We start from the raw sequence: 22,798 nt of genomic DNA on the forward strand, positions 1-22,798 counted from the left end.
CACGAATTAACCGCGCCGGACATTTCGAGAAACGCCGCGTACCTAGCGTCCGAGTCGTGGATGCAGGGCTGTATACAACACCGGACACGGGCCCGGCCGGGAGGACGAAACTCCGGCGGGAGCAGGTCTACGGCGAGTTGCGCCGGCGGCTGATGCTCGGCGAGTTCGCGATCCGGTCCCGGCTGGTGGAGGAGCGGATCGCCGCGCTGCTGGAGGTCTCCAGGACCCCGGTACGCGAGGCGCTGGTCCGCCTTCTCGCCGACGGCCTGGTGGAGCGGGGCCAGGACGGCGGTTACTACGTCGCCCAGCCCGACCTGCACGACCTCAGAGACCTCTACGAACTGCGGGTGACTCTGGAACTGCGCGGGATCAGCCGCGCGCTGGAGCCGGCCGTACGCGGGCACGACCCGGCGGTGCTGGAACCCCTGCGCGACCAGTGGCGCGCGCTGCGGGACGACCAGCCGGAGCCCGACCCGCAGTTCGTGGTGATGGACGAGGACTTCCACGTCACGATGAGCCGCGCCTCGGGGAACGCGGCGCTCACGAGCACCCTCGCGTCCGTCAACGCGCGGATCAGAGCGGTGCGCATGTACGACTTCCTGACCGCCGACCGCATCACCCTCACGATCCTGCAGCACCTGGAGATCGTCGAGGAGGTCCTCGCCGGGCGTCTCGAGGACGCCCTGACCGCGATGCGCCGGCACGTCGGGGAGTCGATGGACGTCGTCGAGCGCAGGGCCGCTCGCGCGATCACCCAGATGGCCCTCAACCGAGGCAGGCGCCATGACGTTGACCGAGGCTCCCACTGACCATCCCCTGCTCGCGGCTCGCGGCCTGACCCGGGCGTTCGGCGACGTCGTCGCCAACGACGGGGTCGACTTCGACGTACGGCCCGGCGAGGTGCACGCCCTCGTCGGGGAGAACGGCGCGGGCAAGAGCACCCTTCTCAAGCTCATCTACGGCGTGCACCGGCCCGACGCGGGCGACCTGGTGGTGGACGGCACGCCCGTGCGGGTCGGCAGCCCGGCCGCCGCCCGGTCCCTCGGGATCGGCATGGTCTTCCAGGACCTGCGGCTGGTCCCCGCGCTGACCGTGACGGAGAACGTCGCGCTCGCGATGCCCGGCAGGCTCAGGCCCGCCGCGCTCGCGCGGCGCATCGCGGCCGCCGCCGAGGAGTACGGCCTCGCCGTGGACCCGCACGCGAAGGTCGCCCACCTGTCGATCGGCGAGCGCCAGCGCGCCGAGATCCTGAAGGTCCTCCTCACCGGCAGCCGGGTGATCATCCTGGACGAGCCGACCAGCGTGCTGGCCCCCCAGGAGGTCTCCGCCCTCTTCCAGGTCGTCCGGCGGCTGCGCGGCCTCGGGTACGGCGTCGTCATCGTCACCCACAAGCTGGGTGAGGTCAGGGCCGTCGCCGACCGGGTCACCGTGCTGCGCGGCGGCCGGGTGATCACCGGCGGGGCGGACCCGGCCGCGTACGACGACGCCGAGCTCGTGGAGGCGATGGTGGGCCGGGCGGTGCCGCCGCTGCCCGCCGACCGCCCCGCGCCGCCGCCCGGCCGTACGGCCGCGCTCTCCCTCACGTGGGTGAGCGCGTACGGCGACAACGGGGTGCTCCGGCTGCGCGACGTCACGCTCGACGTGCTCCCCGGCGAGGTCGTCGGGGTCGCGGGCGTGGCGGGCAGCGGCCAGCGGGAGCTGTGCGAGGTCGCCTGCGGCCTGCGCCCGGCCGCGACGGGTGTGGTCGCGGTCGCGGGCGAGGCGCTCACCGGCCCGTCCGGGCGGGTCGCCGAGGTGCCGGAGGACCCGCTGGCCGACGCCGTCGTCCCCGGGCTCACGGTCGTCGAGCACGTCGCGCTCGGCCTGCCGCGCAGGCCGCGGCGGCGGCTGAACGTCGACTGGCGGCGGGTGGCCGAGATCTCCCGCGACCTGGAAGGCCGCGCCGGGCTCGGCATGGCCGCGGCCCGCCGCAGGGTCGCCGAACTGTCCGGCGGCAACGTCCAGCGGGTCATGCTCACCCGGGCCCTCGCCCGTGACGACGCCGCGCTGGTCGTCGCGGCCTACCCCAGCCGGGGCCTCGACATCGCGACCACCCGGCGTACGCAGGAACTGCTCCTGGAGCGGGCGGCGGCGGGCGCGGGCGTGCTCGTCGTCTCCGAGGACCTCGACGAGCTCATCGCGATCAGCGACCGCATCGCCGTCCTGCACGACGGCCGCCTGGCGGGCGTCGTGGCGGCGCGCGGCGCCGACCGGCAGGAGATCGGACGCCTCATGCTCGGCGGTGCGATCGGTGGTGCGGCATGACGGCGACGCTCACGCGGCCCGCGGTAGCCGACCGGACCGTCTCCCCGGTCAGGACGGCGCTGAGGACGGCGGCGCGGTGGATCGGGGCGCTCGCCGGGGCGGTGGCGCTGTTCGCCGTCCTCCTGCTGGCCAAGGGGGTCGACCCGGTCGCGGCGCTGACCGGCATGGTCGCGCAGGCGTTCACCGGGCCGAGCCTGGAGCAGATCGTCATCAAGGCGACCCCGCTGGTCCTCGGCGCGATGGCGGTCGTGCTGCCCGCCCGGGCCGGACTCACCAACGTCGGCGGCGAGGGGCAGATCCTCATCGGGGCCGTCGCGGGCGCGGGCGTGGGCCTGTCCGTCCCCGGGCCGGCCGCGCTGCCGCTCATGCTGCTCGCCGGGGCGGCCGGCGGCGCCCTGTGGGCGGGCGTGGCGGCGGCGATGCGGCTGGTGGTGGGGGTCAACGAGGCCGTCACCACGCTGCTGCTCAACTACGTGGCGCTCGACGTCATGCTCTACCTCATCTACGAGCCGTGGAAGGACCCGCACGGCTCCGGGCAGCCGGCCACCCGCCCGCTGGAGATCGTGCAGCGGATGCCGCTGGTCAGCGGCACCGCCGTCCACATGGGGATCGTCGTCGCCCTGCTCGTCGCCGTCGCCGTGTGGCTGGTGCTGCGCGGCACGTCGTTCGGCTTCCACCTGTCGGTCGTCGGCGGCAACCCCGAGGCGGCCCGCCGCGCCGGGCTGCCGGTGGCGCGGCTGATCCTCGCGGCGATGCTGCTCGGCGGGGCGTTCGCGGGGCTGGCCGGAGCCGTCCACCTGGCCGGGGTCGAGTTCAAGCTCAGGCCGGGGCTCACCACGAACATCGGCTACATCGCGTTCCTCGCCGCCTGGCTCGCCCGGCACCGGCCGCTGCCGGCCGTGGGGGCGGCGCTGCTGCTCGCCGCGGTCACGGTGGCCGGCGACAGCCTCCAGCTCGACAGCGGGCTGCCGGCCGCGACCGTGAACGTCCTGATGGGCCTCGTTCTGCTCGCCGTACTCGGATGGAGTCGCCATGCTCGTCGTTGACGTGCTCGCCGGAGGGGTCAGGGGCGGGACCGCGATCATGTTCGCCGCGCTCGGCGAGACGCTGGCCGAGCGGGCCGGGGTGGTCAACCTCGGCACCGAGGGCTGCATGCTGGTCGGCGCGCTCGGCGGCTACGCCGTCGCGGCGGAGACCGGGAGCCCCTGGCTCGGCCTGCTGGCCGGGGCGCTCGCGGGCGCGCTGCTCGGGCTGGTGCACGCCGCCGCCGTCCTGTGGCGGGGCGCCGACCAGTTCGCCACCGGCCTCACGCTCATGTTCCTCGGGCTCGGCCTCACCTCGCTGTTCGGCGCGGCGTACGTCGGCAGCCCTGCCCCGGGGTTCGACCCGGTGCCGGTGCCGGTGCTCGGCGATCTCCCGATCGTGGGGGAGATCCTGTTCCGGCACGACCCGGTGACCTACCTGTCGTTCGCCGTCGCGCCCCTGCTGTGGTTCCTCCTCGGCCGCACCAGGACCGGCCTGCTGGTGCGCACGGCCGGGGAGCGCGCCGACGTGCTGCACGCGCACGGGCACTCGCCCGCCCTGGTCCGCGCCGCCGCCGTGGTGGCCGGCGCCGGGCTGGCCGGGCTCGGCGGGGCCCAGCTCTCCACGGCGTACGCCCACGCCTGGTTCGAGGGCATGACGGCGGGCCGGGGCTTCATCGCGGTCGCGCTCGTCATCTTCGCCGCCTGGCGTCCCCTGTGGGTGATGGCCGGGTCGTACCTGTTCGGCGCCGCGCTCGCCGTGGCGCCGGCGCTGCAGGCCCGCGGGGAGGCGCTCAACCAGTTCGCCCTCGACGCCCTGCCCTTCGTCATCACCCTCGTCATCCTCGCGATCCTCGGCAGGCGCACGCTGCGCGCCGCCCCCGAGGAACTCCGCCGCGTCTTCGCTCGCTAGCCGGGAGACCCCATGCGCACGATCATCGCCGGGGCGGCCCTCACCGCCCTCGCCGTCCTCTCCACCCTCACGACCGCCTGCTCCGCCAACACCGCAGGGACCGCCGCGCCCGCCGCCCCGGGCGGCGCCGCGCCCGGCAAGGACTCGCCCGCCGTCGGGTTCGTCTTCGTCGGCCCGAAGGACGACTATGGCTACAACCAGGCCGCCTACCAGGGCAGTCAGGAGGTGGCCAAGGTGTTCCCGCAACTGAAGGTGATCACCGCGGAGAACGTGCCCGAGGACGACAACGCCGCCCGCGTCATGAACAGCATGATCGCCAAGGGCGCCCGGATCATCTTCGCCACGTCGTACGGACACCTGGACGCCGCGCTCAAGGTGGCCGCCGAGCACCCCGACGTCGTGGTCGTCCAGCAGGGCAACCTCATCACCGGGACCACCCCGCCGAACGCGGGCACGTTCTTCGGCACCGTGTACGAGCCCGTGTACCTCGCGGGCATCGCGGCGGGCAAGGCGACGAAGACCGGCAAACTCGGATACGTCTACGCGTTCCCGATCAGCCAGACCATCGACAACATCGACGCCTTCGAACTCGGCGCCCGCTCGGTGAACCCCACCGTGAAGACGTACGCGGTGAGCACGTCGAGCTGGTGCGACCCGGCGAAGCAGGCCGAGGCGGCGGCGAACCTCCTCAAGCAGGGCGTCGACGTGATCACCCAGCACCAGGACTGCACCGCGACCGTCATCAAGGCGACGGAGGCGGCCGGCGCGATGACCGTCGGCTACCACGCCGACGCCTCCGGCATCGCCCCGAAGGGCTGGCTGACCGGGTCACAGTGGAACTGGGGACCGCTCTACTCCGACATCGTCCGCACGGCCCTGGCCGGCACGTTCACCGGCTCGAAGTACAACGCGAACTTCCGGGTCGGCTACAAGACCGGCGACAACCCCTTCGTGCAGTCGCCGTACGGGCCGGGCGTGGACGAGGAGACGAAGAAGCTGGTCGACGCCGCGAAGGAGAGGCTCAGGAGCTCCTCGCCCTTCGCCGGGCCGGTGCGCGACCAGGAGGGCAAGGTCCGCGTCCCTGAGGGCACCGTGCCCGACTACGAGACCATCGAGAAGATCGACTACTTCGTCGAGGGCGTCGTCGGAAGCCTGCCGAAGTCGTGAGGTCCTCAGTCATGACCACCACTCCGTATCCCTGGCCCTGGCACGGGCGTCTGGACCCGTCCCGGCTCGCCCTGCTCGCCGTGGCCTGCCCGGATCGCGCCGCCAGAGGGGGGATGGCTGGGGGGACGCCCGGCCTGGAGGAGGCGGTGCGCGGCGCGGGCGGCCTGGTGGTCCGGGTCGGGGTCCGCCCGCCGCTGCGCCCCGCCGGGCCTCCGGTGGCACCGTCGAGTAGGGCTCCGGGTAAGGCTCCGGACTGCGACGTCGCGGCGGCGGGGTGGGACGGGTTCCACGGCAGCGGCCTCGACGACCTGCTCAGGGCCGCCGGGCGCGACCTGCTGGCGCTCACCGGCTGCTGCCTGGAACTCGGCGTCCACTCGACGATGCGGTCGGCCAACGACCGGGGGTACGAGTGCCTGCTGGTGGCGGACGCCTGCGCCGCCGCCGACCCCATGCTGGCCGGGGCCGCCCTCTCCATGATCGAAATGTCCGGCGGGATCTTCGGCGCGGTCGGATCGAGCGCCGCCCTCATCAGGGAGCTGTCATGATTTTTCCGGTTGTCGAGGCGGAGCCGTACGCCTGGCCGTACGACGGTGGGCTCGATCCCGCCACCACCGCCCTGATCTGCGTCGACTGGCAGGTCGACTTCTGCGGGCCGGGCGGCTACGTGGACATGATGGGCTACGACCTGTCGCTCACCCGGGCCGGTCTGGAGCCCACCGCGCGGGTGCTCGCCGCCTGCCGCGAACGCGGCCTCCTGGTCGTGCACACCCGTGAGGGACACCGGCCCGATCTCGCCGACTGCCCGCCCAACAAGCTGTGGCGGTCACGGCGGATCGGCGCGGGGATCGGCACGGCGGGGCCCTGCGGGCGAATCCTCGTGCGCGGCGAGCCGGGCTGGGAGATCGTCCCCGAGGTCGCGCCCGTCGAGGGCGAACTCGTGGTGGACAAGCCGGGGAAGGGCGCGTTCTACGCCACCGACCTCGACCTGCTGCTGCGGACGCGCGGGATCACCCATCTCGTGCTGACCGGGATCACCACCGACGTCTGCGTGCACACGACCATGCGCGAGGCCAACGACCGGGGATACGAGTGCCTGCTCCTCTCCGACTGCACGGGCGCGACCGACAAGGGCAACTACGAGGCGGCCCTGAAGATGGTCACCATGCAGGGCGGCGTCTTCGGCGCGGTCGCCCCGTCCGCCGCGCTCCTCGCCTCGCTCCTCGTTTCGCCGACGGCGGCTCTGTGACCCCCGCCGAGGTCGTCGCGGGCACGTACCGGAGGATCCGCGAACGCGGGGACGACGGCGTCTGGATCAGCCTCCGCCGGGAGGCCGACGTGCTGCGCGACCTGGACGGGCTCGACCCCGCGCTCCCGCTGTACGGCGTGCCGTTCGCCGTCAAGGACAACGTCGACGTGGCCGGGTTGCCGACGACGGCGGCCTGCCCGGCCTTCGCCTACCGGCCCGCGCGTAGCGCCCCGCTCGTGGACCGCCTGGTGGCGGCGGGGGCGCTGCTCGTCGGCAAGACGAACCTCGACCAGTTCGCCACCGGCCTGTCCGGGACGCGCACGCCGTACGGCGCCTGTGAGTCGCCGCTGGTGCCGGGGCTCATCTCGGGCGGCTCGTCGTCCGGGTCGGCCGTGGCGGTCGCGGCGGGGCTCGTGCCGTTCGCCATCGGCACCGACACGGCGGGGTCGGGCCGCGTGCCGGCCGCGCTCACCGGGACGGTGGGGCTCAAGCCGTCCCGCGGCCTGGTGCCCACCCTCGGCGTCGTGCCCGCCTGCAGGTCGCTCGACTGCCCCAGCGTGTTCGCGCGCACGGTCGCGGACGCGACGGCGGTCCTGCGGGTGATCGCCGGGCCGCACCCCGGCGACCCGTGGTCGCGCACGCCGACACCCCGGAAGCCCGGCGGCGGCGCGTCCGCCCGGATCGGCGTCCCGCGTACGCCGGAGTTCTTCGGGGACGGCGCCGCGGCGGAGGCGTTCACCGCGGTGACCGAGCGGCTGGCGGGCCTGGGTCACGAGATCGTGCCGGTCGACCTGACGCCGTTCCTCGCGGCGGGGAGACTGCTCTACGAAGGGCCGTGGGTGGCCGAGCGGCTCGCGGGCGTGGGCGACTTCACCGCCCGGCACGCGCGCGACCTGCACCCGGTGACCCGGCGGGTGCTGGAGAGCGGCGGCGCGATCAGCGGGGCCGAGGTGTTCGGGGGGCTGCACCGCCTGCGGGAGCTGCGGTCCGTCACGGCGCCCGTGTGGACCCGGATCGACGCGCTGGCCGTGCCGACCGTGCCGACGACGTTCACGCTGGCGGAGATGGCCGAGGACCCCATCGGCCGCAACACGATCCTCGGCCACTACACCACGTTCGCGAACCTGCTGGACCTCGCCGCGGTCGCCGTGCCCGCCGGGCTCACCCCGGCCGGCCGGCCACACGGCGTGACCTTTCTGGCTCCGGCGGGGTCCGACGACTTCCTGGCCGCCCTGGGCTCGGGCTTCCTGGGTGAGAAGGACGAGAAGGCCGAGGCGGACCCGGCGCCCCGGGCGCCGGCGGGCCGGACCGTCCCGCTGGCGGTGGTCGGGGCCCACCGGGTGGGCCAGCCGCTGCACCCGCACCTGGTGGCGCTCGGCGCGAGGTTCGCCGCCGTCGCCCGGACGGCCCCCTGCTACCGGCTCTACGACCTCGGCGACAGGCCCGGCCTGGTCAGGGAGGAGGGCGGCTCCTCCGTCGAGGTCGAGTTGCACGAGATCGCACCGGCCGCACTGGGGGAGCTGCTCGTGACCGTCCCCAGTCCGCTGGGCCTCGGCACGGTGGAGCTGTCCGACGGCCGCCGGGTCCAGGGCTTCCTGTGCGAGTCGTACGCGGTGGGGTCGGCCAGGGACATCACCGGGCTGGGCAGCTGGCCCGCCTACCTCGCGGCCGGACGCGCGTAGCGCCCGGCCGCGAGGCGGTCGCGCCTACGCCGCCGCGGGCGCGTACGCCTCGACATCGCGGCGCCGCATCCGGTGGATCAACGTGTCCAGCGCCCAGGAGCCGGGGCCGAAGACGGCGATGAGGAAGAACGACCAGCAGAACATGGCCGCGGCCTCGCCGCCGTTGAGAAGCGGGAAGAGATCCTGCGGGGCGTGGACGGTGAAGTAGGCGTAGGCCATCGAGCCGGAGCAGAGCACCGCGCTGACGCGGGTGAACAGCCCGAGGAGGACGAGCGTGCCGAAGACCAGCTGGATGGCCGCCCCCCACCAGCCCGGCCACGAGCCGGTCGGCAGGACCTGACCCTTCCCGTCGATGCCGCCCAGGACCCCGAAGATCGACGACACGCCGTGGCAGACGAACAGCAGCCCGGTCACGACCCGGAAGAGCGAGAGCACCGGCCCGCTGATCTGACCGATTTTCACGGAGACCACCTTCTTTGTGGTGAAAAATAAGAATGAGAGCACCGGCCGACGAAAGTTTGGCTCAGAACTGTATAAACCGTGCAGAATTCCGGCGTTCCGAGCTTCACATTGTCGGCGGATTCGACGCCCGGCTGTGGGAAGCCGCGCGCAGGTAGGGGTGCAGACCCCGAAAGTGCAGGTCAACACCTTTATCCCAGCAGCGTCGCTGGTGGTGTCGCTCATGCGTCCATGGACTGCGACGAGCCCGATGTCACTGTTCGGCGCCGAACGGACAGCGGACCGCGCTGGTCTTAGATTGCTGGTGCGGAGGCCGGTAGTCAAGTGTTCAAGTAATGCTTAGGGGTGCCGTGGCGGCGCTATGCGGGATAATGCCTGGTAGTGCTCCGTCCACCCATCGGATTTTGGTTTCAGTGACCATTCGGGCCGCGTGAAACTTTCCGATCGGGTCGTGCGCTATCGCGTCCAGAGACACTCCTGCACGGTCTGCACCAGTGCCATCAGGCCCGCCGACACTCGTTCGCCCCGCCATGCGAGGGCGTACGTCAGCCGCAGATCGCCCGCGTCGAGCGGGACGAAGGCGACGTCGTCCCTGCGGACGGACGCGACGAGCAGAGCGGGAGTCGGGAGCAGGCCGACGCCCGCCGCGACCAGGTCGAGCGCGGCGGCGAAGTCGTCGATCTCGCCGGCCACCACGTGCTGCCGGTGGGGCCCGACGCGAGCGGCGAGCCGCGCCCACACGCCGCCGGGAGGGCGTTCACGGGGCACGAGCACCCGGTGCCGGGCGAGCCGTTCGGGCTGCAGCCGGGGCAGGTCCGCGAGCGGGTCCCCGGCGGGCACGGCCAGGTGACTGACGGGCACATGGAACCGGGCGGCCGTGGTCAGGTCACGGGGAAAGGGGCTCGCCAGGATCGCGGCGGTCACCTCACCGGCGGAGACGGCCGCGAGGGAGGCGGCGCGCCCGGCGGGACGCAGTTCCACCTCGGCCGGGGGATCGCGGCGGGCCATCCGGAGGGCCACCCGCGCCGCGAGACCACCCACCAGCGGGGGATAGGCCAGCCGGACGCCGGCGCCCGCCGGTGCGGCCAGCCGCCGCGCCTCGGCCGAGAAGGCCGCCGCGGACTCCAGCAACGTCTCGGCGTACGGCAGCAGCGTCTTCCCGGCGGGGGTCAGCCGCACCTCGCGGCTGGTCCGCTCGAACAGGCGGACCCCGAGCACACGCTCCAGCCGCCCGACGGCCTGGCTCGCGGCGGGCTGGGAGACGCCCATCTCGGCGGCGGCGCGGGAGAAGCTGAGATGCCGGGCGACGAGGGCGAAGCAGCCGATGTCACGCAGTGGCGGGCCGGGGTCCACGGGTCAGGGCTTGCGGCCGACCCCGCACATCGCGTCGACCTCCGGCGCCTCGCCGAACTGGCTGGGCCCGGGCCGCCATCGGGACACCGACACCACCCCCGGCTCCAGCAGCGTGAGACCGTCGAAGAAACGGGTGATCTGCTCGGGCGTGCGCAGACGATAGGGGTCGCCCGCCTCGGCGCGGATGCGCTCGGCCTCGTCCGCCGCCTCGGGCGCGACGACCTTCGTGCCGTCCTCGAACACGAGGTGGCTGCCGGACGGGAGGGCGTCCATCAGATAGCGCACGAGCCCGTACGCCTCCTCGTCGTCGAGGACCTGACCCATGACCCCGAGCAGCATGAGCCCCACCGGCTCGGCCAGGTCGAGCGTCTTCGCCGCCGTCTCCAGGATCGTGCCGGGGTCGCGCACGTCGGCCTCGATGTAGGCGGTCATCCCCGGCGGAGTGCTGGTCAGCAGGGCGTGGGCGTGCACCAGCACCAGCGGGTCGTTGTCGACGTACACGACCCGCGACTCCGGCGCCACCCGCTGGGCGACCTCGTGGGTGTTGGCGGCGGTCGGCAGGCCGGTGCCGATGTCGAGGAACTGCCGGACGCCCACCTCGCCCGCGAGATACCGCACGGCCCGGCCGAGGAAACTCCGCGACTGCCGGGCGATGTCCACGATGCCGGGATACGCCTGCATGAGCTGGTCGCCGAGTTCCCGGTCCGCCGGGAAGTGGTCCTTGCCCCCGAGGAAGTAGTTCCAGACGCGCGCCGCGTGCGGCACGCTCGTGTCGAGCCTGGGACGGCCCTCGTCGCCGGGACCGTCCACCAAGCCTGCGCTCATCCGACCTCCCGTGCACAACCCTAGTGCCGGTTCACGGCGAACCCGAGAGACGGACGGCTTGAGTTTCCAGCCGCTGTCAGGGTGACACTCGTCGCCATGGACGATGAAGGGCTGTTCACCGTCGGACGGCTCTCCCGCCGCACCGGCATGCCGGCGCGGACGATCCGCTACTGGTCGGACGTGGGAGTGCTGCCGCCGGCGGGACGGAGCGAGGGAGGCTACCGGCTCTACGACGCCGGCGCCGTGGCACGGCTGGAGCTCGTCCGGACCCTGCGGGACCTCGGCCTCGGCCTCGGCGACATTCGGCGGGTGCTGGAGCGGAAGGTCACCCTGGCGGATGTCGCCGCCGTCCATGTGGACGCACTGGACGCGCAGATCCGCACCCTGCGGATCCGGCGCGCGGTGCTCAGCACCGTCGCGAGACGACGGTCCGGCACGGAAGAGATGAACACGGAGGAGATGAAACTGTTGAACGACATGGCACGGCTGTCCGCGGAGGAGCGGCGGCGCATCGTCGAGGACTTCGTGGACGAGGTCTTCGGTGGCCTGGACGCCGATCCGGAGCTCAGGAACCGGATGGGGCACACCCGGGTCGACCTCCCCGACGACCCCACGCCCGAGCAGGTGGACGCCTGGGTGGAACTGGCCGAGCTCGTACGCGACCCGGACTTCCGGCGGCGCATGCGCGACATGGTGGAGCACAACAGCCGAGGGCGGGCCGGACAGGAGCCGGGGGCCTTCGCCTGGTTCGCCAAGAAGGTCGTCTGGCTCGCGGGGCAGGCCCGGGAGGACGGCGTGAGCCCCGATTCACCGGAGGCCGCGGAGGTCGTCACCCGCCTGCTCGGCGACATGGACGCCGCCGGCCGGGCGGCCGTACGGGAGCGGATCGAGGCCGGCCTGTACGCCGAGGCCGATCGGTACCGGCGCCTGATGGCGGTGATCAACGGCCGGGAGCCCAAGCCGTCCCACGCGGACGACTTCGCCTGGCTTCTGGACGCACTCCGCGCGCACCCGGGGGCCTGACCATGATGTGAGCGCGAACATTACCGACAAAGTGGACGCCGGGGAGCCTTGACAGGACATGTTAGCGCAAACAATATTAACGGGCGCGTCATATCCATGACTGGAGACCCCCCATGTCCGTATCCCCCCGCCCTTCACCGCGCAGAACCGCGATCGCGACGGCCGGCGCGCTCCTCTGCGCCGGCCTCGTGTCCACGGGTGGCGTGGCCGCCGCCGACAACGCGTGGTCGCCCAAGCCGTCGTACACCTCGACCGACAAGGGCGACGGCACCTACACCGTGCCGATCACCAACGCCGACGTGCCGGACATCAGCGTGGAGCGCGTCCCGGCCGCCGAGAACAAGGAGCACCGGGACGTTTACTACATGATCAGCACCACGATGCACCTGAGCCCGGGTGCACCGATCATGAAGTCCTACGATCTGGTGAACTGGGAGATCGTCAACTACGTGTTCGACCGGGCGGACATCGGCGACGCGTTCTCGCTGCGCAACGGGCAGAACTCGTACGGCCAGGGCCAGTGGGCGTCGTCCCTCCGCTACCACGACGGCAGGTTCTACGCCGTCTTCAACACCAACAACCTCGGCGGCGCCTACCTCTACAGCACCGACGACGTCGAGAACGGGAAGTGGAAGCGCACGCCCCTCGGCCGCGGGCTGCACGACCCCTCGCTGTTCTTCGACGACGACGGCACGGCGTACATCTTCTACGGCTCCGGCAGCACGAGTGCCGTGCGCCTCAAGTCCGACATGTCGGGCATTGACAAGGACTTTCCGAGCATCTTCGCGGCGAGCGACTACGCCGGCAAGCCGTTCATCGGCGGCCTGTTCGAGGGCGCCCAGGTCTTCCACATCAACGGCTACTACTACGTGGTGATCATCACCTGGCCGTCCGGCCAGGGACGCCAGGTCGTCATGTTCCGCTCCAAGAACCTGCTCGGGCGCTACACCTCGGCGGACGGCACGAACACCTACGAGGCCCGCGGGGTGCTCAACTCCAACGGCTTCGCGCAGGGCAGCCTCGTGCCGATCTCGCGCGACGGAGGCGGCACCGACTGGTACGGCATGTTCTTCCGCGACAACTTCCCGATCGGGCGCACCCCGGCGCTCATCCCCGCGACGTGGCAGGACGGCTGGCCGGTCTTCGGGAACAACGGGGTCGTGCCGGTGGGCGGCGCGTTCGCCAAGCCGATCGCGCTGAGCCCGGAGGAGGAGCGGCTGGAGCAGCAGAAGAGCATCGTCGCCTCCGACGACTTCGCCAACGACGCCCCGCACAAGGCGTACATGGACGAGGACTGGACGATCCCGCAGCCGCCGGCGTACGACCCCTCGCTCATCGGCGTCGAGCTGCTGCAGAACCCCGGGTTCGAGTCCGACGCGGTCTCGCCGTGGGGCACGCAGTACGGCGCGACGATCAGCCGCGACACGACCGGCCCGGCGGCGGGCTCGGCGGCGCTGAAGGTGAGCAACCGCACGCTCAACGGTTCCGGTCCGAACCAGTACCTGAACGGGAAGGTGCAGCGCGGTGTGACCTACACCGTGTCGGCGAAGGTCAGGTACACGTCGGGGCCGAGCAGCATCCGGTTCAACCTGGTGGCCGACTGGGGCGCCGGCGTCCAGACGATGGCGTCCGGGAACGTTCCGATGGGCCAGTGGACGACGGTGACGGGCCAGTACACCGTTCCCACGACGGCGAACGTGGACAACTTCAAGTTCGCGGTGGAGACGCCGTGGGGCAACCCGCAGCCGGCGTCGTCGAGCGTGGAGTACCTGATCGACGACGTCTCCGTCGTCGGGCAGCCGGTGACGACCGAGTACCCCGCCAAGGAGGAGATCACCCCCAACGGGTCGCGCCTGGCCCCGGTGTGGGAGTGGAACCACGCCCCCGACAACCGGTACTGGTCGCTCACCGATCGCGACGGATGGCTGCGGCTGACGACCGGCAAGGTGGTCACCGGCAAGTACGTCTACACCAAGCTCTCCAACCGGGACGAGCTGACCTGGTTCGAGGAAGCGCGGAACACGCTCTCGCAGCGGACGTTCGGGCCCCGGCAGTCCGTCGAGACCAGGATGGACGTCTCCGCCATGAAGAACGGCGACGTCGCGGGCCTGGCCGCCTACAACCGCGGGTTCTCCTACATCGCGGTCAAGCGCGCCGACGGCCAGAACACGCTCGGCGTCGTCAACCGGGGGCAGCCGTTCGCGGTCGACATCGACCAGGCGGCGATCGAGAACTTCGTGCCGGGCACGACGGTTCCGCTCGGAGACGCGAGCCAGGTGTACGTGAAGGCGGACCTCGACTTCGCCTCACCGGCCGGACAGCTGTGGACGACGTTCTACTACAGCCTGGACGGGCTGAAGTGGACCCAGCTGGGCGGCCGCGTCGGCCCGCAGGCGCTGGACGGCAGCCTCTCGCACTTCATGGGGCACCGGGTCGGCCTGTTCGACTACGCGACAAAGGAGACCGGCGGCCACGTCGACTTCGACTACTACAAGCTCAGCGACACGCTGACCGCGCAGAACAAGCCGCTCGACACGAGCGCCCTCGACGCGGCCGTCGCGTACGCGGAGACGCTCGACGAGCGCGACTACCCCGCGGACGCCTGGTCCGCGACGCAGGCCGCGCTCGCCGACGCCAAGGCGGCGCGGGCCGGGCAGTTCGGCACCCAGAACCAGATCGACGCGCCCGAGCGGGCGCTCAGCTACCAGCTCGCCCGGCTCGGCACGCTCAAGGCCGCCTCGCCGGAGGTCAAGCTGACCGTCACCGCCGCCTCCCGCTGCATCGGCTCCTCGGTGTACCTGGCGGTCACGGCCGTCAACGACTCCGATGTGCCGGCGACGGTGACGCTGACCACCCCGTACGGCTCCAAGACCGTGACCGGCGTGGCCCCGGGCAAGCAGGCCTACCAGTCCTTCAACACCCGGGCCGGGCAGATCGGCGCCGGCACGGTGACCGTCAAGGGCACCGCGACGATCGGTGGCAGGCAGGTCACCACGTCCTACGACGCCGCCTACCCCGCGGCCGACTGCCGCTGACCCCACATCTCCCCGCAAAGTCCGAGGTCAAGGAGAATATTCGTGTTGAAGCGCGTCAGAAAGTCGGTCGTGCGACGGGTCGCCGCCGCGGCCGTGACCGGCGCCCTGCTGGCGACGGCGGTCGCCGCGACGACAGGGCCGGTGCAGGCCGCAGGCCAGAACATCATCGTGAACGGCGGGTTCGAGGACGGCCTCAGCAGCTGGTTCGTCAACAACGGGAACTCGACGGACGGCGCCACGTTGTCACCCACGACGGACGCCTACGCCGGTTCGAGCGCCGTGCTCGTCACGAACCGGAAGACGACCGGATCCGGCCCGATGCAGGACCTGTCCGGCAAGGTGCAGGCCGGGAAGACGTACGCGATCACGGCCCGGGTGAAGTACGAGAATCCCAACAGCCCGGCGACCAAGCAGTTCTTCGCCACCATGCACTACGGCGGCTCGACGTACACGAACGTCGGCACGGTGACCGTGGCCCGCGGGCAGTGGGGGCTCATCCAGGGCACGTTCACGATCCCGGCGGGGCAGAGCGTCACGACCGCGCGGCTCTTCCTCGAGACGCCCTGGACGTCGAATCCCTCGTCCGCTCCGGACACGCACCTCATGGACTTCAAGGTCGACGACGTGTCGGTCTCGGAGTTCACCCCCTCGACGACCATCGAGGCGCTCGGCAAGAACCCGGGCGAGGGCAACCCGCTCATCTCGCACAAGTTCGGGGCGGACGGCAACGCCTTCGTCCACGACGGCCGCGTGTACATCTACATGACCAACGACACGCAGGAGTACAAGCCGGGCCCCACCGGGGTCTCTTCGACGAACACCTACGCCAGCATCAACACGATCACGGTCATCTCGTCCGACGACCTCATGAACTGGGTCGACCACGGCGAGATCCCCGTCGCGGGCCCGAACGGGGTCGCCCGCTACGCGAACAACTCGTGGGCCCCGGCCATGGAGAGCAAGGTCGTCGGCGGCAAGGAGAAGTTCTTCCTCTACTTCGCCAACAACGGCGGCGGCTCCGGCGTCATCGTCGGCGACTCGCCGGTGGGTCCCTGGCACGACGAGCGTGGCAACCTGCTCATCACGAGCGCGACGCCGGGGGCGTCCAACGGCATCAACTGGCTGTTCGACCCCGGCGTGTTCATCGACGACGACGGCCAGGGCTACCTCGTCTTCGGCGGTGGCGGCGACGACGGGACGCGCAGCGCCGAGAACACCAACCACCCGAAGTCCACGCGTGTGATCAGGCTCGGCGACGACATGATCAGCACGAACGGCTCGGCGGAGGTCATCGACGCGCCGCTCGTGTTCGAGGCCGGCCACCTGTTCAAGCGCGACGGCAAGTACTACTACTCGTACTCGTCGAACTTCGGGTTCGGCGGCACGGTCGACCCCAACGGCCCGCCGACCGGGGCGATCGCCTATCTCATGGCCGACAGCCCGATGGGCCCCTGGACCCCCGAGACGTACAAGGGGATCATCTTCAAGAATCCCGGCACCTACTTCGGCGCCGGTGGCAACAACCACCAGTCGGTGTTCCAGCTCAACGGCCAGTACTACTTCACCTACCACGCCCAGACGCTCAACAGCCGCATCACGGGCGGCGCCACCCAGGGCTTCCGCAGCCCGCACCTCGCCAAGCTCGACTTCAACGCCGACGGCACGATCAAGGAGGTGAGGGGCGACTACAAGGGCGTCGAGCAGATCCGCAACCTCGATCCGTACCGGGTCATCGAGGCCGAGACGATCGCGTGGCAGCAGGGCATCGCGACCAAGAAGATCGACGGCGGGTCGGAGGAGTTCGGCGCGCAGGCGCCGAACCTCGCGGTGTACGACGTCGACAACGGCGACTGGACGTCGCTCGCCAAGGTCGACTTCGGCACGGCCGGCGCCACCGGCGTCACCGCGAAGGTGCGGCCGCTCGCCGCGGGCGGCAGGATCGAGGTCCGTCTCGACGGCCGCAACTCGCCCGTGGTGGCGACCATCCCCGTCGACGCTCCGCTCGGCGAGTGGACGAGGCTCTCCGCCAAGCTCGACGGTGTCAAGGGCGTGCACGACGTGTACTTCACCTACGCCGGGCCCGAGGGCGCGGACCTCTTCGAGATCGACTCCTGGGCCTTCGAGGCGGAGCAGTCCTCACCGGAGGTCAAGCTGACCGTCACCGCTTCCTCCCGTTGCATCGGCTCCTCGGTGTACCTGGCGGTCACGGCCGTCAACGACGGCGACGCGCCGGCGACGGTGACGCTGACCACCCCGTACGGTTCCAAGACCGTGACCGGCGTGGCCCCGGGCAAGCAGGCCTACCAGTCCTTCAACACCCGGGCCGGGCAGATCGGCGCGGGCAAGGTGACCGTGGCCGGGACCGCGACGATCGGCGGCAAGCAGGTCACCACGTCCTACGACGCCGCCTACACCGCGGCCGACTGCCGCTGACCGCACCGGCCCCGCCCCCTCATGAATCGGAGTGATCACCCCATGCGAATGACCCGCACCACCCAGATACTGGCCGCCTCCGTGCTCGGCCTCACCCTCACCGGCATCGGCGTCTCCCCCGCCCTCGCCGACGACCCCGGCGCCGGCATCGACGTCTCGGTCACCATCACCCCCACCACCACCCCCGGCCAGATCTCCATGACCGTCGCCGACAACAACGGCGTCTCCCTCCAGGAGAACGGCTCCGACGCCGCCGCCCGCCAGTTCGTCGGCACCCTGCCCACCGTCACCGTCACCGACACCCGCACGCCCGCCGAGATCCCCGACGGCGAATTCTGGGCCGTCGTCGGCCAGGCCAGCGCGTTCACCGCCACCGCCACCGGCACCGCCCCCATCGGCCCCGAATACCTCGGCTGGAAGCCCCGCCTGCTGTCCGACACCACCACCGGCGCCGTCGCCGCCGGCGAGCCGGTCTCCTCCGTCGTGTCCGACGGCTCCGGCGCCCCCACCGTCGGTCTCAAGGGCCAGGAACTCCTCGTCTCCACCGCCGACTCCGCCACCGAGATCGGCACCTCCAAGGTCAACGCCGACCTCGCCCTGCGCACCCCCGTCGACGTCGCCGCCGGCGAATACCACTCCACCCTCACCCTCTCCCTCTTCAACCAGTCCTGACCCGTCTCGGAACCGGAGAGGGAAGCACGTGCCCCGCGACGCGCGTCGCGGGGCACCTCGCTGCCGGGTGGCCGGAATGTCGGTGGCGGCGGCTACCTTCGTCGGCGACGGAAGGAGAGCATCCGATGGTCACAGCCGACGACGTCCGGCAGGTCGCGCGGGCACTGCCGCGCACCGAGGAGGCGCTGGTCCGCGACCACGTCAAGTTCCGGGTCAGGGGCATCGTGTACGCCTCCGTGTCCCCGGACGAGACCCTGATGGGCTTCGGGTTCCCCAAGGAGGAACGGGCGGCCCTCGTGGCCGCCGAGCCGGAGAAGTTCCTCATGCCCCTGCCCTCGGACGAGCGCTACCAGTGGGTCCGGGTCCGGCTGGCGGCCATCGACGTGGCCGAGATGCGGGAGCTCGTCACCGACGCCTGGCGGATGGTCGTCCCCAAGAAGGTGGCCGCCGCGTACGACTCGCTCTGACTCCCGCGCCGCTCCGGCCCTCGGCTCCGCTCAGACCCGGGCGCCGCCGTCGACCCGGAGCACGGCGCCGGTCACGAAGGAGGAGCGGTCGCTCAGCAGCCAGGCGGCGGCCTCGGCGATCTCGGCCGGGTCGGCCCCGCGGCGCAGCGGGGTCTGCGCCGTGAGCCGCTCCTGGAGCCCGGGGGACTCGGCCTCCCAGGCGCGGATCATCTCGGTGAGCGTGTTGCCGGGAGCGATCGCGTTGACCCGGATGCCCTCGGGGCCGTAGGTGACGGCGGCCGACTCGGTGAGGCTGTTGACCGCCCGCTTCATCGCGGCGTAGGCCGGGAGTTCCGGGTTGCCTCCCCAGCTTCCGACGGACGAGTTGTTGACGATGGCGCCCGTGCCGGCCGTGGCCCGGATCGCCGCCACCTCGGCGGTCATGGCCAGCCAGACGCTCTTCAGGTTCACGGCGTAGACATGGTCGAAGTCGGCCTCCGGCATCCGGTCCATCGGGCCGGGTTGCTGGATGGTCGCCCCGTTGTTGAAGGCGACGTCGAGCCGGCCGTACAGGTCCACGGCGCGGTTCACGGCAGCGCGCACGCTGGCGGCGTCGGCCAGGTCGCACACCACGTGGTCCGCGGTGCCGCCCGCCGCCCGGATCTCCTCGGTCACCGTCTTGAGCTGGGCCTCCGTCCGGGCCGCGAGCAGCACGCGGGCGCCCTCCCGGGCGAACAGCCGCGCCGCCGCGGCTCCGATTCCGCGTCCGCCGCCGCTGACGAAGGCGACCTTGCCGGCCAGCAGGCCCGCACCGGTACGTGTGTTGTCCATGGCGAAGAGCCTGCGCCGGTGAGCGCGGCCCATCCAGGCACCGGCGGTACCTGGATCGCCTCCGCGCGCCCGGCACACTGGAGGTATGGACCGACGAGAACTGGCCGCCTTCCTGCGCAGCAGGCGCGAGCGGATCAGCCCGGCCGACGTGGGACTGCCCGCCGGGACCAGGCGGCGCACTCCGGGCCTGCGCCGTGAGGAGGCGGCGCAGCTGGCGTTCATCTCGACCGAGTACTACACCCGGCTGGAGCAGGCCCGCGGTCCGCGCCCGTCCCGTGAGGTGCTGGCCGGGCTGGCCCGGGCCCTGCGCCTGTCGGACGCCGAACGCGCCCACCTCCACCACCTCGCCGGCGCCCCGGCCGCCCCGCCGCCGGGGCCCCCGCGGGAGGTGCGGCAGAGCATCCTGGACCTGCTCCGGAGACTGCCGCAGTCCGCCGCGTTCGTGACCTCCGCGACGCTTGAGGTGCTCGCGTGGAACGAGCTGGCGGCCGCCCTGATGGAGGACTTCTCGGCGCTGCCGCGGCGCGACCGCAACCTGGTGCGCCGCGTGTTCCTCGGGCCGCACCAAGGGGGACGGCGGCTGTACGGAGTCTCCGACGCCGACGCGTTCGCCCGCCACGCGGCCCGGCGGCTGCGCGCCGCCGCCGCCCGCTACCCGGGCGCGCCGGAGGTGACCGGGCTGGTGGACGAGCTCCTCGCGGGAAGCCCGGAGTTCGCCCGCCTGTGGGCGTCCCACGAGGTGGAGGGCCCGCCGACGCTGTGCAAGACCTTCCGGCATCCGATGGTCGGCCCGGTCACCGTCAGCTGCGACGCCCTCGACATCGCCGACCGCGACCAGCAGATGGTGATCTACACCGCCGTCCCCGGCTCGCCGTCCGAGGAGGCGCTGCGGCTGCTGTCGGTCATCGGCACCCAGCGGATGGACGCCCCTCGCTGAGCCGCGCCGTTCACGCCGGCTTATCGATGCCCACGGCCGTTCAGGACGACCCCGAGATGATCCATAAGCGTGGGTGATGAATCCGGCGCGGCGGAACCGGGCGAGGGGAGGATGCGGGGCGTCCTGTTCGACGGAGCGAGGAGCCGTGATGACGTCGTCTTTTCCCGCATCGCCTTTTCCGGAATCGACCGTGCTGGGGTATCCGAGGATCGGGCCCGATCGGGAGCTGAAGCGGGCGCTGGAGGCGTACTGGGAGGGCCGTTCGGACCGCGCGGCCCTGGAGGAGGTGGCGCGGCGGCTGCGGGAGGACACCTGGCGGCGGCTGGCTGAGCTGGGTCTGGGCGGGTCGCCGTCGAACACCTTCTCCTACTACGACCACGTTCTCGACACGGCCGTGCTGCTGGGCGCGGTGCCCGAGCGCTACCGGCACGACGACGACCTGACCGCCTACTTCGCGATGGCCCGCGGCGCCGAGGGGCTGCCCCCGCTGCGGATGACCAAGTGGTTCGACACCAACTACCACTACATCGTGCCCGAGATCGGCCCGGAGACGGTCTTCTCCCTCGACGCCGCCAAGCCGCTCTCGGAGGTCCGCGAGGCTCGCGCGCTGGGCCTGGAGACGCGGCCGGTGCTGGTCGGGCCGGTGACGTTCCTCCTGCTGTCGCAGGCGGCGGCGGGAAGCCCGGACGGTTTCGCGCCGCTCGACCGGCTGGACGACGTGGTCGAGGTGTACGGGCGCCTGCTGGGCGCGCTCGCCGCGGAGGGCGTCGGGTGGGTGCAGCTCGACGAGCCCGCGCTGGTCGCCGACCGGACTCCCGCCGAACTCGCCGCGGTCGAGGCGGCGTACGGCCGGCTCGGCGGGCTGGCGGAACGGCCCGCGCTTCTGGTCGCCGCCTACTTCGGGGACCTCGGCGAGGCGCTGCCCGTGCTGGCGCGGACGCCGGTCGAGGCCGTGGCCCTGGATCTCGTCCGGGGCACGCCCGGTGACGTGGGTCTCCTGGCCGGCAAGACGGTCGTCGCCGGTGTCGTGTCGGGCCGGGACGTGTGGCGCACCGACCGGGACCGGGCACTGGCCACGCTGCACGCCGTACGGGAGCGGGCGGGACAGGTCGTGGTCGCCACCTCGTGCTCGCTCCTGCACGTGCCGTACGACGTGGAGCGGGAGACCGGCCTCGATCCCGCCCTGCGGGGCCGGCTGGCGTTCGCCGAGCAGAAGGTCGCCGAGGTGGTCGAGCTGGCGCACCTGCTTGTCGAGGGCCCCGGCGCCGACGTCCCCCGCCTCCCCGCGCCGCAGGCGCGGCCCTCCACGTCCGGGGCCCGATTGACAGAGACCCGGGTGACAGAGACCCGGGCGCCCTACGCCGTACGGGCGGCGGCGCAGGCCGAGCGCCTGAAGCTGCCGCTCCTCCCGGTCACCACGATCGGCTCGTTCCCCCAGACGGGGGAGCTGCGCCGGGCCAGGGCGGCGCTGGCGGCCGGGGAGATCGGCGAGGCGGCGTACGAGGACATGGTCCGCGCCGAGATCGAGCACGTCATCGCGGTGCAGGAGCGGCTGGGGCTGGACGTTCTCGTGCACGGCGAGCCCGAACGCAACGACATGGTGCAGTACTTCGCCGAGCATCTCGACGGCTTCGCCGTCACCCGGCACGGCTGGGTCCAGTCGTACGGCTCGCGCTGCACCCGGCCGCCCATCCTGCACGGCGACGTGCGGCGGCCGGAGCCGATGACGGTGCGCTGGGCGCGGTACGCGCAGTCGCTGACGAGCAGGCCGGTCAAGGGCATGCTCACCGGCCCGGTCACGATCGTGGCGTGGTCGTTCGTCCGCGACGACCTGCCGCTGCGCGACGTGGTTCTCCAGGTGGCCGACGCCGTCCGCGAGGAGGTGCGCGACCTGGAGGAGGCGGGCATCGGGGTGATCCAGGTCGACGAGCCGGCCCTGCGCGAACTGCTGCCGCTGCGCCGGGCCGGGCAGGCCGCCTACCTGGAGTGGGCCGTCGCGGCCTACCGCAGGGCGACCTCCGGCGCCGGCGATCACACCCAGATCCACACGCACCTGTGCTATTCGGACGCCGACCAGATCCTCGCCGCGATCGACGCCCTCGACGCGGACGTGACCAGTGTCGAATCGGCCCGCTCACGTGGCCGGGTGCTCGCCGTGATGGCCAGTGGGGTCGCCGGTGGGGACGGCCGCGGCTTCGGCCGGGGGCTCGGCCCCGGGGTCTACGACATCCACTCGCCGCGCGTGCCCGGCGCCGACGAGGTGGAGCGGCTCCTGGAGGAGGCCCTGCGGGTGGTGCCCGCCGACCGGCTGTGGGTCAACCCCGACTGCGGCCTGAAGACCCGGTCGCACGAGCAGGTCGAGGCCGCGCTCGCCAACGTGGCCGAGGCCGCGGCCCGCCTCCGCGAGCGGCACACCCCTCGGTAGCGGCACCCCTCGGTAGCGGCACGGC

Annotated in this window: 19 protein-coding genes; 15 read left to right on the forward strand and 4 right to left on the reverse strand. The window is 72.2% G+C overall.

Going from position 1 to position 22,798, the window contains the following annotated elements; translation table 11 throughout:
* Positions 1–56: 56 nt before the first annotated feature.
* Genes HHX40_RS25450 through atzF form a run of 8 tightly spaced genes read left to right on the forward strand, consistent with a single transcriptional unit; the run spans position 57 to position 8,334 of the window.
* Positions 57–809, forward strand: a complete 753-nt coding sequence (locus HHX40_RS25450) for a GntR family transcriptional regulator (RefSeq protein WP_244302247.1) — start codon at positions 57–59, stop codon at positions 807–809.
* Positions 784–2,304: an ABC transporter ATP-binding protein gene (locus HHX40_RS25455; protein WP_182882631.1), complete on the forward strand. Its 1,521-nt coding sequence runs from the start codon at positions 784–786 to the stop codon at positions 2,302–2,304. Before HHX40_RS25450 ends, HHX40_RS25455 begins: the two co-directional genes overlap by 26 nt.
* A complete protein-coding gene (locus HHX40_RS25460; RefSeq protein WP_182882632.1) occupies positions 2,301–3,350 on the forward strand; it encodes an ABC transporter permease in 1,050 nt (349 codons plus the stop codon). The genes HHX40_RS25455 and HHX40_RS25460 overlap by 4 nt, the downstream gene beginning before the upstream one ends.
* Positions 3,337–4,239 carry an ABC transporter permease gene (locus HHX40_RS25465; RefSeq protein ID WP_182882633.1) on the forward strand — a complete coding sequence of 301 codons (903 nt, stop codon included), beginning with the start codon at positions 3,337–3,339 and terminating at the stop codon, positions 4,237–4,239. The genes HHX40_RS25460 and HHX40_RS25465 overlap by 14 nt, the downstream gene beginning before the upstream one ends.
* 12 nt (positions 4,240–4,251) lie before the next feature.
* Complete coding sequence (locus HHX40_RS25470; RefSeq protein WP_182882634.1) at positions 4,252–5,406, forward strand: BMP family ABC transporter substrate-binding protein; 1,155 nt, start codon at positions 4,252–4,254, stop codon at positions 5,404–5,406.
* A gap of 11 nt (positions 5,407–5,417) precedes the next feature.
* Complete coding sequence (locus HHX40_RS25475) at positions 5,418–5,951, forward strand: cysteine hydrolase family protein (RefSeq protein ID WP_182882635.1); 534 nt, start codon at positions 5,418–5,420, stop codon at positions 5,949–5,951.
* Positions 5,948–6,652, forward strand: a complete 705-nt coding sequence (locus HHX40_RS25480; protein ID WP_220499584.1) for a cysteine hydrolase family protein — start codon at positions 5,948–5,950, stop codon at positions 6,650–6,652. Before HHX40_RS25475 ends, HHX40_RS25480 begins: the two co-directional genes overlap by 4 nt.
* On the forward strand, positions 6,649–8,334 hold the full coding sequence (gene atzF, locus HHX40_RS25485; protein ID WP_182882636.1) for an allophanate hydrolase: 1,686 nt from the start codon (positions 6,649–6,651) through the stop codon (positions 8,332–8,334). Before HHX40_RS25480 ends, atzF begins: the two co-directional genes overlap by 4 nt.
* Before the next feature lie 24 nt (positions 8,335–8,358).
* Here the strand turns inward: atzF and HHX40_RS25490 are convergent, their stop codons facing one another.
* From HHX40_RS25490 to HHX40_RS25500, 3 genes are all read right to left on the reverse strand, one after another.
* Positions 8,359–8,796, reverse strand: a complete 438-nt coding sequence (locus HHX40_RS25490; protein ID WP_244302245.1) for a DoxX family protein — start codon at positions 8,794–8,796, stop codon at positions 8,359–8,361.
* A 453-nt stretch (positions 8,797–9,249) separates the two neighbouring features.
* On the reverse strand, positions 9,250–10,146 hold the full coding sequence (locus tag HHX40_RS25495; RefSeq protein ID WP_182882638.1) for a LysR family transcriptional regulator: 897 nt from the start codon (positions 10,144–10,146) through the stop codon (positions 9,250–9,252).
* Positions 10,147–10,149: 3 nt separating this feature from the next.
* The gene (locus HHX40_RS25500) at positions 10,150–10,971 is read right to left on the reverse strand and encodes an SAM-dependent methyltransferase (RefSeq protein WP_182882639.1); all 822 of its coding nucleotides are present in this window, start codon (positions 10,969–10,971) and stop codon (positions 10,150–10,152) included.
* Positions 10,972–11,067: 96 nt separating this feature from the next.
* Between HHX40_RS25500 and HHX40_RS25505 the strand changes: the two genes are divergently transcribed.
* From HHX40_RS25505 to HHX40_RS25525, 5 genes are all read left to right on the forward strand, one after another.
* Positions 11,068–11,994, forward strand: coding sequence for a MerR family transcriptional regulator (locus HHX40_RS25505; protein ID WP_182882640.1), 927 nt, complete (start codon positions 11,068–11,070; stop codon positions 11,992–11,994).
* 113 nt (positions 11,995–12,107) lie between these two features.
* On the forward strand, positions 12,108–15,029 hold the full coding sequence (locus tag HHX40_RS25510) for a family 43 glycosylhydrolase (RefSeq protein WP_182882641.1): 2,922 nt from the start codon (positions 12,108–12,110) through the stop codon (positions 15,027–15,029).
* 42 nt (positions 15,030–15,071) lie between these two features.
* Positions 15,072–17,462: a family 43 glycosylhydrolase gene (locus HHX40_RS25515; RefSeq protein WP_182882642.1), complete on the forward strand. Its 2,391-nt coding sequence runs from the start codon at positions 15,072–15,074 to the stop codon at positions 17,460–17,462.
* A 42-nt stretch (positions 17,463–17,504) separates the two neighbouring features.
* Complete coding sequence (locus HHX40_RS25520) at positions 17,505–18,134, forward strand: hypothetical protein (protein WP_220499585.1); 630 nt, start codon at positions 17,505–17,507, stop codon at positions 18,132–18,134.
* Between the two features lie 125 nt (positions 18,135–18,259).
* Positions 18,260–18,601 (forward strand): MmcQ/YjbR family DNA-binding protein, encoded by a 342-nt coding sequence (locus HHX40_RS25525; RefSeq protein ID WP_117408795.1) that lies wholly within the window; start codon positions 18,260–18,262, stop codon positions 18,599–18,601.
* 30 nt (positions 18,602–18,631) lie between these two features.
* Here HHX40_RS25525 and HHX40_RS25530 read toward each other — a convergent pair whose 3' ends face one another.
* Positions 18,632–19,411, reverse strand: a complete 780-nt coding sequence (locus HHX40_RS25530) for an SDR family NAD(P)-dependent oxidoreductase (RefSeq protein WP_182882643.1) — start codon at positions 19,409–19,411, stop codon at positions 18,632–18,634.
* Positions 19,412–19,496: 85 nt separating this feature from the next.
* Between HHX40_RS25530 and HHX40_RS25535 the strand changes: the two genes are divergently transcribed.
* Both HHX40_RS25535 and metE read left to right on the forward strand, forming a co-directional pair.
* Complete coding sequence (locus tag HHX40_RS25535) at positions 19,497–20,348, forward strand: helix-turn-helix transcriptional regulator (RefSeq protein WP_182878185.1); 852 nt, start codon at positions 19,497–19,499, stop codon at positions 20,346–20,348.
* Between the two features lie 148 nt (positions 20,349–20,496).
* Entirely contained in the window at positions 20,497–22,773 is a 2,277-nt protein-coding gene (gene metE, locus HHX40_RS25540; RefSeq protein ID WP_182882644.1) for a 5-methyltetrahydropteroyltriglutamate--homocysteine S-methyltransferase, read from the forward strand.
* Positions 22,774–22,798 lie beyond the last annotated feature (25 nt).

It is taken from the genome of Microbispora sp. H10949, from assembly GCF_014161435.1.
In the GTDB taxonomy this organism is placed as follows: Bacteria; Actinomycetota; Actinomycetes; order Streptosporangiales; family Streptosporangiaceae; genus Microbispora; species Microbispora triticiradicis.